The 13,340-nt window shown below is 64.9% G+C and carries 13 protein-coding genes; 8 read left to right on the forward strand and 5 right to left on the reverse strand.

Annotated features, from left to right (window positions below; genetic code table 11):
* Nucleotides 1–41 precede the first annotated feature (41 nt).
* On the reverse strand, nucleotides 42–1,115 hold the full coding sequence (locus tag BN977_RS18390; RefSeq protein ID WP_024451341.1) for an aldo/keto reductase: 1,074 nt from the start codon (nucleotides 1,113–1,115) through the stop codon (nucleotides 42–44).
* A gap of 143 nt (nucleotides 1,116–1,258) precedes the next feature.
* Here BN977_RS18390 and BN977_RS18395 point away from each other — a divergent pair, with 143 nt between their 5' ends.
* The 4 genes from BN977_RS18395 to BN977_RS18410 all read left to right on the forward strand — a co-directional run bounded on the left by BN977_RS18395 (nucleotide 1,259) and on the right by BN977_RS18410 (nucleotide 5,559).
* Complete coding sequence (locus BN977_RS18395) at nucleotides 1,259–2,074, forward strand: helix-turn-helix transcriptional regulator (RefSeq protein ID WP_036400082.1); 816 nt, start codon at nucleotides 1,259–1,261, stop codon at nucleotides 2,072–2,074.
* A gap of 47 nt (nucleotides 2,075–2,121) precedes the next feature.
* A complete protein-coding gene (gene thiD / locus BN977_RS18400) occupies nucleotides 2,122–2,970 on the forward strand; it encodes a bifunctional hydroxymethylpyrimidine kinase/phosphomethylpyrimidine kinase (RefSeq protein WP_036400084.1) in 849 nt (282 codons plus the stop codon).
* Nucleotides 2,967–4,652 carry a GMC family oxidoreductase gene (locus BN977_RS18405; protein WP_036400087.1) on the forward strand — a complete coding sequence of 562 codons (1,686 nt, stop codon included), beginning with the start codon at nucleotides 2,967–2,969 and terminating at the stop codon, nucleotides 4,650–4,652. The genes thiD and BN977_RS18405 overlap by 4 nt, the downstream gene beginning before the upstream one ends.
* A 97-nt stretch (nucleotides 4,653–4,749) precedes the next feature.
* Nucleotides 4,750–5,559, forward strand: coding sequence for an LLM class F420-dependent oxidoreductase (locus BN977_RS18410; protein ID WP_024451344.1), 810 nt, complete (start codon nucleotides 4,750–4,752; stop codon nucleotides 5,557–5,559).
* A 9-nt stretch (nucleotides 5,560–5,568) separates the two neighbouring features.
* Here the strand turns inward: BN977_RS18410 and BN977_RS18415 are convergent, their stop codons facing one another.
* Both BN977_RS18415 and BN977_RS18420 read right to left on the reverse strand, forming a co-directional pair.
* The gene (locus BN977_RS18415; RefSeq protein ID WP_109790244.1) at nucleotides 5,569–6,327 is read right to left on the reverse strand and encodes an SDR family NAD(P)-dependent oxidoreductase; all 759 of its coding nucleotides are present in this window, start codon (nucleotides 6,325–6,327) and stop codon (nucleotides 5,569–5,571) included.
* The gene (locus BN977_RS18420) at nucleotides 6,324–6,710 is read right to left on the reverse strand and encodes a darcynin family protein (protein WP_036400090.1); all 387 of its coding nucleotides are present in this window, start codon (nucleotides 6,708–6,710) and stop codon (nucleotides 6,324–6,326) included. The genes BN977_RS18415 and BN977_RS18420 overlap by 4 nt, the downstream gene beginning before the upstream one ends.
* Nucleotides 6,711–7,129: 419 nt before the next feature.
* Between BN977_RS18420 and BN977_RS18425 the strand changes: the two genes are divergently transcribed.
* Nucleotides 7,130–8,761 (forward strand): MFS transporter, encoded by a 1,632-nt coding sequence (locus BN977_RS18425; RefSeq protein WP_234709630.1) that lies wholly within the window; start codon nucleotides 7,130–7,132, stop codon nucleotides 8,759–8,761.
* Between the two features lie 18 nt (nucleotides 8,762–8,779).
* On the opposite strand, the gene BN977_RS18430 is transcribed toward BN977_RS18425, so the two are convergent.
* A complete protein-coding gene (locus tag BN977_RS18430; RefSeq protein ID WP_036400095.1) occupies nucleotides 8,780–9,541 on the reverse strand; it encodes an SDR family NAD(P)-dependent oxidoreductase in 762 nt (253 codons plus the stop codon).
* The gene (locus BN977_RS18435; protein ID WP_084172605.1) at nucleotides 9,538–10,233 is read right to left on the reverse strand and encodes a TetR/AcrR family transcriptional regulator; all 696 of its coding nucleotides are present in this window, start codon (nucleotides 10,231–10,233) and stop codon (nucleotides 9,538–9,540) included. Before BN977_RS18435 ends, BN977_RS18430 begins: the two co-directional genes overlap by 4 nt.
* Before the next feature lie 228 nt (nucleotides 10,234–10,461).
* Here BN977_RS18435 and BN977_RS18440 point away from each other — a divergent pair, with 228 nt between their 5' ends.
* Genes BN977_RS18440 through BN977_RS18450 form a run of 3 tightly spaced genes read left to right on the forward strand, consistent with a single transcriptional unit; the run spans nucleotide 10,462 to nucleotide 13,309 of the window.
* Nucleotides 10,462–11,649: an LLM class flavin-dependent oxidoreductase gene (locus BN977_RS18440; protein WP_234709631.1), complete on the forward strand. Its 1,188-nt coding sequence runs from the start codon at nucleotides 10,462–10,464 to the stop codon at nucleotides 11,647–11,649.
* Nucleotides 11,649–12,506, forward strand: coding sequence for an enoyl-CoA hydratase-related protein (locus tag BN977_RS18445; RefSeq protein ID WP_024451351.1), 858 nt, complete (start codon nucleotides 11,649–11,651; stop codon nucleotides 12,504–12,506). Before BN977_RS18440 ends, BN977_RS18445 begins: the two co-directional genes overlap by 1 nt.
* Nucleotides 12,503–13,309, forward strand: coding sequence for an enoyl-CoA hydratase/isomerase family protein (locus BN977_RS18450; protein WP_051561639.1), 807 nt, complete (start codon nucleotides 12,503–12,505; stop codon nucleotides 13,307–13,309). Before BN977_RS18445 ends, BN977_RS18450 begins: the two co-directional genes overlap by 4 nt.
* Nucleotides 13,310–13,340 lie beyond the last annotated feature (31 nt).

The raw sequence follows: 13,340 nt of genomic DNA on the forward strand, positions 1-13,340 counted from the left end.
ATCCTGCTCGCCGTGCACTACGGCGACCGTTCCTGCGATGACTAGAACGGGATACGCGCCGCGGGGCGGCTGAAGTCGATCGCGGTCGCACCGAAGATCAACTTCTTCGTCATGGATCTCGCCAGGAACTTGCCGGGGAAGATCGCGCCGGGGTCACTGGCCTTGTCGAGACGAGCCAACTGGTCATCTCCGAGGGTGATGTCGAGCGCCTGGAGGTTCTGCACGGCCTGGGACACCGTGCGCGCCCCGATGATCGGCGAGGTGACGGCCGGTTGCTGCAACACCCAGGCCAGTGCCACCTGCGCCGGGGTCGCGTCGATCTCGGTTGCGATCGATCGGACGACGTCGGCGATGCCCAGTGCGCGTCGCGTCATGTTCCCGCTGGAGGCGATCACGCCGGGGCGGGTACCCGCTGCCGAGTCGGTGGCCTGGTGTTCGAGGTGGTCCTCGGTGTACTTGCCGGTCAACACGCCTCCGCCGAGCGGTGACCATGGCATGATGCCGAGACCCAATTCGGCTGCCATCGGGATCAATTCATGCTCGACGGTGCGCTGCACGAGGCTGTATTCGATCTGCAGGGCGACGAGTGGCGTCCACCCGCGCAGATCGGCGAGGGTCTGCATCTGGGCTATGCGCCAGGCCGGCGTGTCGGAGATGCCGACGTACACCACCTTGCCGGAGCGGACCAGGTCGTCGAGGCCGCGCATGACCTCGTCTGGCGAGGTGGTGAAGTCCCACGCGTGCACGTACAGCAGATCGATGCGATCGGTGGCCAACTGCCGCAGACTGGTCTCGACCGACCGGATCATGTTCAGTCGGTGGTTTCCGCCGGAGTTGGCGTCATCGGGCCTGCGCGACATGGTGTATTTCGTCGATAGGACGAGTTGCTCGCGGCGGGGAGCGATGAGTTCACCGACCAGTTGTTCGGATTCGCCATCGGTGTAGTTGACCGCGGTGTCGATCAGATTACCGCCGCGCTCGACGTAGGCGTCGAAGATCTGTTCGGCGGTGTCGCGGTCGGCGCCCCACCCCCATCGCGTACCGAAGGTCATCGTCCCCAGCGATAGGGGGTGTACGCGAAGCCCCGACCGTCCGACAAGCCGGTAACTGACCATTGAGTGTGATCCTTCCTCCCACTTCGTCGTTCGCCCACCGACGCTAGTCAGTCAGCGCGAGAACAGGGTGGCCGCAGCGCACCCACCATCGTGGACGACGCAGCCAGGAATCGACCGGTCAACGCGACACTTAGACTGTCGGCATGGGCAGCGACGGTCTCGGGCAGTACTTGCGAGCACGCCGCGCCGAGGTGTCCCCGGCCGATGTCGGTCTTCCCAGCGCGGGCGTGCGCCGAGTCAGTGGACTGCGCCGAGAAGAAGTCGCGCTGCTCGCCGGGATGAGCGTCGATTACTACATGCGGCTCGAGCAGGGCCGGGAGCGTCACCCGTCGCCGCAGGTCGTCGACGCGTTGTCCGTTGTCCTGCAGCTCGCCGACGACGCTCGCGAACACCTGTTCCGGCTGGCAGGTCTGAGCCCTCAAGAACGTGGCAGCGTCAGCTCTCGGGTCGACCCAGCACTACTCGACCTCCTCGACATGTGGCCGCTCAATCCCGCGTTCGTCTACAACCGAGCCTTCGACGTCCTCGCCAGTAATCGGATCGCTGATGCCATGTTCCTGCAGTGGACGCACTCCAGGAACCTGATGCACGTCATCTTCACCGAACCCGACGCCCACACCTTCTACTGCAACTGGTCGGTCGTCGCCGAGGACGCGGTGGCCAGTTTCCGGCATGGTTTCGGGCTGGCGCCCAACGACGTCCGCCTTCGAACCGTGCGCGACGAATTGCTGGCGGCCAGTCCGGAATTCGCACAGCTGTGGACTCGCCACGATGCTCGACGGAAATCGCTGCAGCAAAAGACCTTTCGACATCCCGTGGTCGGAAAGATGACGTTGACGATGCAGACGTTCGACGTACGCTCAAGCCCCGGTCAGGAATTGGTCGTGTACCACGCCGACGCGGGCTCTGCGAGCGCCGAGTCGCTGTCGTTGCTGTGCTCGTGGGCCGCCGCAGAATGACGCAACAACCTCACTCAGCTATCGAACAACCCTCGATACAATGAGCCATGGCCGACGCCCACGCCCTTCCGCTGCCGCCGCCGGGACACACTCCCCATCGGGTCATGACGATCGCCGGGTCCGATTCCGGCGGCAGCGCAGGTCTGCAGGCCGACCTACGCGCTTTCGCGATGCTGGGTGTTCATGGATGCGCGGCGGTGACAGCCGTCACGGTGCAGAACACGTTGGGTGTCAAGAAGTTCCACGAGATTCCCGTGGACATCGTCGCCGGGCAGATCAGTGCGGTGGCCTCTGATATCGGTATCGAGGCGGCCAAGACCGGCATGCTGCCGTCCAGCGAGATCATCGAGACCATCGTGGCGACCTGGAGGTCCGAAGGGCTCGACACAACGGTGCCGTTGGTCGTCGATCCGGTCTGCGCGTCCAACGTCGGTGAGCCACTTCTGCACCCCAGTGCGCTCGACGCCATCCGCGATGACCTGATCCCGTTGGCCACGTTGGTGACACCCAACCTCGACGAAGTGCGCCTGCTCGTGGGCATCGATGTCGTCGACGACGACAGCCAACACGACGCGGCTCGGGCGCTGCACGCGCTGGGACCGCGGTGGGCGCTCGTCAAGGGTGGGCACCTGCGGGCCTCGCGCACCAGTTGCGATCTTCTCTTCGACGGCTCGCAGTTCCACGAGTTCACCGCCACCCGCGTCGACACCCCGCACGATCATGGCGCCGGCGACAACCTTGCCGCGGCGATCACCGCAGCACTGGCCCACGGCTATTCCGTTCCCGAAGCGGTCCGCTTCGGGAAGCTCTGGGTCACCGACTGTATCCGCGCCGCCTACCCGCTGGGCCGGGGGCACGGTCCGGTCAACGGCATGGCCAGATTGACGCTCGCATGACCCCTGCCGCCGAGTTCGACTTCGTCATCGTGGGAGCGGGCAGTGCGGGCTGCCTGCTCGCCAATCGCCTCAGCGCCAACCCGGATCACCGGGTGCTGCTGATCGAGGCCGGCGGCAAGGACGACTGGTTCTGGATCAAGGTGCCGGTGGGCTACCTGTACACCATCGCCAACCCGCGCACGGACTGGTGTTTCACGACCGAACCCGACCCTGGTCTGGCCGGCCGCAGCATCATCTACGCACGCGGCCGCGTGATCGGCGGCTGCTCCTCGATCAACGCCATGATCCACATGCGCGGCCAGGCCACCGACTACGACCTGTGGGCACAGGCCACCGGCGACGAACGCTGGCGCTGGGGTGGTCCGGACATGCCCGGCGAGACGCTGACGATCTACAAGCAGTTGGAGGACTACTTCGGCGGAGCCGACGACTGGCACGGTGTGGGTGGCGAGATCCGTGTGGAGCGGCCGCGGGTGCGCTGGAAGATCCTGGATGCCTGGCAGGCCGCCGCTGCTCAGGTGGGCATCTCCCCGATCGACGAGTTCAACAGGGGCGACAACTCCGGCAGCGCGTACTTCCACGTCAATCAACGACGTGGCCGGCGCTGGTCGATGGCCGATGCTTTCCTGCATCCCATCGCCCACCGACCCAACCTCACCGTCTACACCCGCACCCAGGCCATCGCGCTGCTGCTCGACGACCAGGTCCCCGAGCATCAGCGCAGCGGTGCGTGGACCACGGCCGCGCACCGCGCCACGGGGGTGCGGCTGCTCAAAGACGGCCGGCTGCTCGACGTTCGTGCCCGCAACGAAGTGATCCTCAGCGCCGGAGCGATCGGGTCGCCGCACCTCATGCAGGTCTCGGGTCTGGGGCCGGCGGAGCTACTCGCCCGGCATCACGTGCCGGTTGCCGTCGACCTGCCCGGTGTGGGGGAAAATCTCCAGGACCATCTGCAGCTGCGCACCGTGTACCGGATTCGGGGTGCCCGGACCGTCAACACGCTGTACCGAAACTGGATCACCCGTGGTGGCATGGGGCTTCAATACGCGATGCTGCGCTCGGGACCGCTGACCATGCCGCCGTCCACCTTGGGGGCCTTCGCCAAGAGCGATCCGGCACTGGCCAGTCCCGATCTGGAGTGGCATGTGCAGCCGTTGTCCTTACCCAAGTTCGGCGACCCGCTGCACCCCTTCGCAGCGATCACGCCCTCGGTGTGCAATCTGCGCCCCACCTCACGTGGCCACGTGCGGCTGGCCGGCGCGGACCCGTTGACCAACCCGAAGATCTCCTGCAATTACCTGTCCACCGACAGCGATCGTCGCGTCGCCGTGCAAGGCCTCCGGATGACCAGGCAGATCATGGCGGCCACTCCGCTGGCCCGGTACGGCCCGCAAGAGCTGCTCCCCGGTCCACAACTGGTGAGCGACGAGGACCTGCAGCAGGCGGCCGGCGAACTCGGTACGACGATCTTCCACCCGGTGGGTACCTGCGCCATGGGAGCCTTTGACAGCAAGGGTGTTCCGCGCTCGGCCGCCACGGTGCTCGATACCGATTGCCGCGTGTACCGCGTCGCCGGCCTGCGGGTGGTCGACGCCTCGGCGATGCCCACCATCACCTCCGGGAACACCAACGCGCCGGTCATGCTGGTCGCGGAACGGGCAGCACGGGCGATCCTGGGATAGGTCGGCCGAATACGAGCACTCCCCCGGTCGGGCCGGAATAAATTTTCGCCCGGTGAGCTTGCGCCAAGAGTCGCCCTCCCCCGACCCAGGAGTATTCATGACCCGTCCCGTCCGCGTCGCCGTACAGATCCAGCCCGGCGGTACGCCTGACTACCGCACGTGGCGCGACGCCGTCCTGGCCGCCGACGACCTCGGTGTCGACGTGATCTTCGGTTACGACCACTTCCACCGCCCGGCGCTGGAGGCCATCGTCGACGGCAAGCCGATCCTGTCCGACCAACAGCCCGACGTCGCCAACTTCGAGGGTTGGACCGCGCTCGCGTCGTGGGGTGAGATCACCTCACACGCCGAGATCGGGCTCCTCGTCACCGGCGTCGGCTACCGCAACGCGGACCTGCTCGCCGACATGGCACGCACTGTCGACCACATCAGCGGCGGCCGGCTCATCCTCGGCCTCGGCGCGGGATGGTACGAAAAGGACTACACCACCTATGGTTACGACTTCGGCACCTTCGGCTCCCGGTTCGACCTGTTCGACGAGAGTTTGATCCGCATCGAGAACCGGCTCGCGGCCCTGATCCCACCGCCCGTGCGCAAGCTGCCGATCCTGATCGGCGGCACGGGCCCGAAACGCTCGCTGCCCGCCGTCGCACGGCACGCCGACATCTGGCACGCGTTCCAGGAACTCGATGCCTTCCGCAAGTCCAGCGACCGCGTCGACGAGCTGGCGGCGTCGTTCGGCCGCAACGGCGCCGACATCGAGCGTTCCACGCTGTGGGAAAACCCCGACAGTGCCGATGCCTTTCGCGAGGCCGGAGTCACCTTGTTCCAGACCGAGCTGACCTCCGACAATGGTTACGACCTCACGTCCCTCAAGCAGATACTCACGTGGCGGGACAACGGCTGAGGACGGTACCTACAAGCTCTGGCCGCCGGACGCCTCGATGCGCTGCGCAGTGATCCAACCGGCCGACCTGGCCGTGATGGCACATATCGCATCTCCGATGTCGGTCGGCTCGCCGACCCGGCCGAAGGCATGGTTGCGTGTGACCAGCGCGCGATAGTCGTCGTCATCGCGGATCATCCCGCCACCGAAGTCCGTCGCCGTCGCCCCTGGAGCAAGGGCATTTACGGTGATGCCCCGACCGCCGAGGGCTTTGGCCGCGTACTTGGTGTACACCTCGATCGCTCCCTTCATGGATGCGTAGACCGAATACACCGGATTGGCCACGTACCGGGTGAGCCCGGTGGAGATGAACAGGATTCGGCCGCCGTCGCGAAGGTAGGGCTCGAGTAGTTCGGTCAGCAGGATCGGACCCTTGACGTGCACGCTGTAAAGCGCATCGAGGGTGGCGGCTTCGGTTTGTCCGAACGGTGTCCGACCGTCGAATCCGGCATTGTTGACCAAGATATCGAATTTCGCCTGTGTTGACATTTCACGCAGTGCCACGAGCAGGTTGTCACGGAACTGGCCAAAGCTGTTGTGCTGGGTAGTATCCAAGTGCAGCGCAGCCGCATGGCAGCCGTGTTTCCGCAAGTCGTTCACCACTGCGTGAGCCTCGTCGCGATCGGAATGGTACGTGAGGATCACATCGGTGCCGGTGGCGGCGAGCGCCTCTGCCGCCGCGCGACCGATGCCGCGGTTTCCTCCGGTGATGAGTGCGATTCGCCTCATGATGTCCTCCACGAGTCGGAACGGGCGCTACCAATCGCGCTTCTCCCGTAGTTGTCGGCATAGGCATTCAGCACACCCGGGAGAATCTCGACGACGCTGAAATAGCGGTCCCACAGCGGTGTTTCGCGCAACTCCTCCACCACGAGCTCGTACTCATGGGCGTCGGACGTCTCCCACATCCACGTGTCCGTCACCCGTGCGCTGTAGAACTCGGTGTCATACCAACGCAACTGGACAGTTGGGTGCGCGTCGAGTGCCGGCTGCAGGTGCTCGAGTAGCTCGGCGTAACGCTGCTCCACCGGCAACGCCAACCATTCCGCGTTGGTCTTCACCAACATGAATACCGTCAGCACCGACCGCGACTCGGCTGGTTTCTCAAACATGATCTCGCTCTCTTCATATCGACTGTCTCGACAGCGAAGAGAAACGAGAACAGGCCAACGAATCTCTTCGCTGACCTGTGAGGTTGTCACCACCGCACGCGTTGTCGCATGCATGGTCAAGGTAACCCGCACGCTCGGCGGACGTCAACCCTTACACCGGCGCGGCGATGGGACGTTGTGGTGAACGATCGGATCGTCGACGTGTCAATCACCGATCGATACGTTAACGATTATTCACGTACTGGAAACGGCGGCGACTTCGTTCGGCGGTCAGATAGTAAGCGCCAGTAAGGCGCCGCAACCAGCAGAACAACTGGACTACAAGAACTTCTGGCACCTCACAGCGCGGCCAAGACCCGTGCGGCCGACAAACTGTTGACAACATCACATCGCAGTCCTAGGTTAACGGTGAATCACACTTGGAAGGGGTCACCCTAAGCTCGCACCATCAGCCTCTGCGTCGCAGCACTGCTGCCATTGCGGGGCGCCTTTCAGGCTTGCCGGATAAGCCGGACGTCGACCACCTGTCGACAACTCAGGAAACAACCGTGGCCGGGTCGGCCTCAGCAGCCCCCGACCCGGCTGATCTGCATACCCCAGAGAGGACCAACCCGATGTCCCTGCGTGATTCCCGTGTCTCGCGTGTTGCACCGGCCGACCGACGCGCACGCGCGGGTGCCATTCTCGCCGCAGTGATTTCATGCGTCGCCGCGTTCAAGGGCCTGAACGAATCGGTCACGCCGCCTGCGCTTCCGATCTTGCAAGAACAATTCCACGTCCCCGGATCGACGATCTCGTGGGTCCTCACGGGCATGCTACTCACCGGCACCATCGCGACGCCCATCGCGAGCCGACTGGGCGAGGTATGGGACAAACGCCGCACCCTGCTGTGCGTACTTGCCATCGTGGCGACCGGAACTCTGATGTCGGCACTATCGGTATCCATCGAGATGCTGATCATCGGGCAGCTGTTGCAAGGTGTAGGCCTCAGCACCGTCCCACTCGCCATCGGCATCATCAGGGACACCCAGAGCGAGGCCCGGACGAAATCGGCGAACGGCATGTTGGTCGGCGCGATCTACGGCAGCACCGCAGCCGGAACAATGGTGGCGGGGCCGATCGCCGACCACCTCTCGTACCGATGGTTGTTCTGGGTGCCCTTCATCGCACTGGCCGGCTGCATGGCGGCGGTGTGGCGCTTCGTGCCCCGCTCCGTGGGCACCGGTGGCGAGCGACCGAGTATCGACGTCGCCGGCAGCGTCCTGCTAGCCACCGGGCTGGCGTGCATTCTGCTGGCCCTCACGTTCGCGCCCGAATGGGAGTGGCGGTCGGCGCCACTGCTGCTGCTGGTCGGAGCCGGGCTGGTGGCCCTCATCGCCTTCGTCCGCGTCGAGCTCACCGCCGACGACCCGCTGATCGATCTGCGGCTCATGCGCAGTTTCACCGTCATCGCGTCGTCAGGCCTGATGTTCCTCGCCGGCTACTGCATCAACGCCACACTCATCAACGTTCCCATTCAGACACAGTTGCCGGCCTCCACGGGTTACGGCCTGGGTGGGTCAGCCACCCTCACCTCGGTCATCCTGGTGACGACCACCCTGATCGGGCTCACTGCGCCGCTCATCTCGGTGCTGGACAGATTGATCGGGTCCCGGTTGGCCTCGTCCATCGGACCGATCTCGATCCTGGGTGGCACGGTACTGATGCTGGCAGCCGGACACCGCGGCAGCATCGCCATCGTCTTCATGGCGACCTTGTTCGTCATCTTCGGTCTGACGGTGTCCATGACTCAATCGCTGAACCTCGTGGTCACCGGTGTCCCGGCGAACAAGGTGACCGAGTTCAACGGTCTGAACTTCGCGATCCAGGCGGTGGCCGGCACGATCGGCGCCCAAGTGTCCGGCGCCGCCCTCACCGTCGACGGAGGCGATGCCGCCGCGCCACCGCCCTGGAGCGGATTCGCCGTCTCCTGGGGACTGGCCGGTGTGATCGCCCTTGCCGCCCTGATCCTCGTGCTGGCCGTCCGAACCCCGAAAGTGCAGGCGGCGTAATCATGTCTTCCCGCACCATCAAGTGATGGTCAGCCCCCCGTCGACGGCGAGTGTCTGCCCGGTGACGTAAGCACCGGCGGGCGATGCCAACCAGACTGCGGTCGCCGCGAGCTCGGCCGGGTCGCCGGTGCGCCCGAGGATCACCCGGGTCAGCTGAGAGTCGAGGTAGCCAGGCTTATAGGCGTCGGTCATCTCCGATTCGAAGAAGCCGGGTGCCAGCGAGTTGACCCGGATTCCCTTGCGGGATCCCCACTGCTGGGCGAGATCTCGGGTCAAACCGATCACCGCCGCTTTCGATGCGGAATAGGCTGCCTGCGGCAGTCCGGCTGTGGTGATGCCGAGGACACTGGCGATGTTGATCACCGATGAACCGGGCTGCATGACCCGACCGCAGGCTTGTGCCATCCAGTAGGACCCGTGCAAGTTCACCTCGACCACCTGACGGAACTCGTCGGGAGTCTCGCGGGTTGCCGGCACCGCGGTGCCCACACCGGCGTTGTTGACCAACACATCGACCTTGCCGAACTCGGCGACGGTCGCGTCGACCAGATTCTGGCAGGAAGCCGGGTCGGCCACATCGGTCCCCACGGGCAGTGCCCGGCGACCGGCTGCCGTTACCAGCTCTGCTGTGCGCGCCAACTTCTCGGTGCGGCGTGCACCGAGTGCGACATCTGCCCCGGCTTCCGCGAACGCCTGCGCGAAGGCCACTCCGAGCCCCGAGGAGGCACCGGTGACGATGACAACCTTGCCGTCGAGCCGAAACAGATCGAGAACACTCACGATATCTCCTGCGGTTCGTGGAGGCCGGCTTTCACTTGTCGGGCAGTCAAGCCACCGGCGCCGGTGGGTCGGTGGCAGGTCAGGGCTTGCATCGCCGCGGTCGACATCGTCGCGACGATCTCTTCTCGGTCCAGCCCCTTGTTGAGCGTGGCCACCGAGTTGAGCATGGCGAACACCGCCTGCGTGACCAGGCGGACCTGGGGTTCGGATAGATCTGGACGGAGTTGTTGCACAACCAAAACCCATTCCTGCGCATATTGATTCATCTCGCGGCGGATCCGTCGCCGATCGGATTCGAGAAGCGCGTGCTCGTTCTTCAGGAAAATCAGAGTCCGCGGTGGATCGGCGATCACGGATCTCACATGGAAGTCGATCATCGTTGCCAGTGCGGCACGCGGATCGGGTTCCGCGTCGACGGTCGACCGGGCGAACCGATGCAGCTCCTGCAGCCCTTCCTCGACCACGGCCGTCAGCAGCGCCTGCTTGTTCTGAAAGTGGCGGTACAGCCCCGGTCCCGATATCCCCGCTTCGGTGGCCACCATGCCGACCGTCACCGCGTCGTATGGATGGTGCAGGAAAAGTTCCGCGGCGGCATCGACGAGCAGCTTCCGCCGGGAACCACGCGTGTGCGGTTCGCCCTTGCCTGCGGTCGCCGTCTCTGCGGTGATCGATGCTGTCGCCGAGGACGCCATAGGCGCCCACCATACACCGTCTTCGGCCTCACCCCGACGTCGCTCATTAACGTCGGGGACAGCACGACGGATTCGGCTCCGACGACCCTACTTTCGGTTTGAACATGCTGTACCCCAGCGTTATTGAGCCATCAGGCGCCCCTGCGTCTTGACAGTGACCACCACCCGTTCTATGTTAATGCTCATTCACATAGCCGCGAGATGGAGAAGACCTTGAGATTCATATTCATGAGCGAAGGCGAGACGGCCCCGGGAGCCTCGTACGAGCACCGCTATCGCGAACTCATCGACGAGGTACTCCTGGCCGAAGAGGTGGGATTCGACGCATTCGGCACCTCCGAACAGCATCTGGCCATCGGTACCGCCACCACGTCCGCGCCCGAGGTTCTGTACCCGTACCTGATGGCGCTGACCAGCCGGATTCGGTTCGTCCACCTGGTCACCCTGCTTCCCACCCGGATCAACCACGCCATCCGTGTCGCCGAGCGATTGGCCACCGAGGACGTGCTGTCTCACGGTCGCGTCGAACTCGGCGTCGGGCGGGGGAACACCACGCTCGCACTGCGCGCATTCGAGGTGTCCCCCTCGGAGAACAAGTCACAGCAACTCGAAGGGATCGAAGTCATCCGTCGCGCGCTGCACGACGACGTCTTCTCCTTCGTCGGCGAGCACTACAAGATCCCGCCCCGCAGCCTGGTGCCCCGAAGCGTCCAAACGCCCTACCCCCCGATCCACATGGCGACCGGCAGCCCGGAATCCGTCCGCGCAGCAGCCGAACTCGGCATCGGCGCGATCGTGGGCGGGTTCTATCTCGGCTTCGAGTTCGTCGAGAACATGATCCGCCTTTACGACGACGCACTGGCCTCGGCGACGCACACCTATCCGCTGCAGGCCGAGCGACTGGTGGCGATCGGCGGCGGCATGCACTGTGCGGAGACCCGCGAGGAGGCCCGTACGTGGGCGCGGGGCCTCAAGGAGACGGTCGGCCTGTCCACCGACGCCTACGAGCGACTGTCGAAGCTGTCCAGCGACTACCAGTACATGGGCGCGGTGAAACACCTCGACTTCAACGACGAGCGTTACATGTTCGAAGACTCGTCCGGATTCATCGTCGGCGACCCCGACGATTGCATCGCCCAAGTCCAGCGGTTCGCCGATCTGGGAGCGGATTCCCTGGTCATGCGGATCGACGGACTGCCACACAAGGAGCTCATGAAGTCGATCGAACTCTTCGGGAAGTACGTCATCCCGAAGTTCAAGAATCCGCGTGGCGTCGCACGCACTCCGGAGGCCATCCTGGCCGACATCCGCGCCGCCCGTCCCGCTCACTATGCCGAACGAGAAGCCTTCGAGGAGAACATGAAACAGAAGCAACCAGCAGTCAGTGGCGTCGGCGCGGGCGCGGGTGAGGCGTGATGAGCACCCGCAACGGCAACGACATCTTCGCGCGCTATCCGGAAGAGTTCCTCATCGAACGCAAGCCCAACGGCGTGCTCTTGGTGACCCTCAACCGGCCGGAGCACCTGAACGCACTGACCATGCCGATGTTCGAGATGATGGGTGATCTGCTGATCGACATCGACCGCGACCCGCAGACCCGGGTGGCCGTCTTCACCGGTGCCGGCCGCGGCTTCTGCACGGGCATGGATGTCGCGCAACCCGATCCATCGCTGGAAGACGCGATCGCGCTCATGGAAACCGAACGCAAGCGCATCATGACAACGCTGAACATGGACAAGCCGATCATCTCGGCGATCAACGGACCGGCCGTCGGTTGGGGTCTGTCGCTGGGATTGCTCGCCGACATCAGCATCGCGGCCGAAGACGCCGTTCTCATGGACGGACACACCCGCATCGGGGTCGTCGCGGGAGACCACTCGTCCCTCATCTGGCCGCTGCTGGTCGGCATGGCGAAGGCCAAGTACTACCAGCTGACCTCGGCACGCTTGACGGGGATCGAGGCCGAACGCATCGGACTGGTCAGCCTGGTCGAGCCCCGAGACAAGGTGCTCGAACGGGCCCTGGCGATCGCCGACGATCTCGCCCTGGGTTCGCAGCGCGCCATCCAGTGGACCAAACGGTCGCTGAACACCGGCTGGCTGACCAACGCGCTTCCGCAGCAGGAGCTCTCGGCCGCGTTGGAAACCCTCAACTTCGCCGGCGCCGACTATCTCGAGGCGCGGCAAGCCTTCCGAGAGAAGCGCCCGACGCGCTTTCCCTCGGCACACGGCGATCATGCCGCACCGTCGCCGGAGACAGTCAGCAACGCATGACCGAGATCGCCACCGGTGCGCTCCCCGGACTGACCTGGACCGACCATTCCGGCGTCCTGGTCGTCACCATGGACCGACCGCCCGCGAACGCGTTGAATCACAGCCTCGTGGCCAGCCTGCGCACGCTCTTCACCGAGTTGGCCGCCCAAGCCGTACCTGCACCGGTGGTCCTCACCGGTGCAGGTACCCGCTTCTTCACCGCCGGCGGTGACATCAAGGAACTGGAGGGCACGGGGCCGGCGGAGATCGAGGGAAGGATGCGCAACTTCCACGGCGTGCTCGTGGCGCTGGATCGATTCCCGCGCCCACTCATCGCGGCCATCAACGGGCATTGCGTCGGGGGCGGCATGGAACTCGCGCTTTTCGCCGACACCGTCTTGGCGACCCCGAACGCCAGGTTCGGCTTCCCCGAGATCAACCACGGTCTGCTGCCCGCGGACAAGGGCATCCAGCGAGCCGAGCGCCTCATCGGAGCCCGCGCCGTCCGGTCGATGGTGTTGTCCGGGGACCTGTTCTCGGCGGAGGAGGCGGTCAGGATCGGGTTGGTGGACCGCCTCGAGGAGCCCGACACCTTGCTCACTTCGGCCATCACTGTGGCGCGCGCCGCCGGCGCGAAGGCTCCGGTTCTGTACAGCGCGCTCAAACGCAGCGTCAACGACCCGGACGACGCCCGGGATGAACGGTCGCTGGCCGACACGATCGCTGCCGCGAAGAACTACTTCGAGGATCCGGTCGCGGCAGGACTTCGCACCGGATGGAATCGAGACAAGGTGTCCTCGAGCCGCCAATCGACAGACCGCTAACACCAACGAGCTCGCCGAGGACGAAGGCAGA

This window comes from Mycolicibacterium cosmeticum (genome assembly GCF_000613185.1).
Taxonomy (GTDB): Bacteria; Actinomycetota; Actinomycetes; order Mycobacteriales; family Mycobacteriaceae; genus Mycobacterium; species Mycobacterium cosmeticum.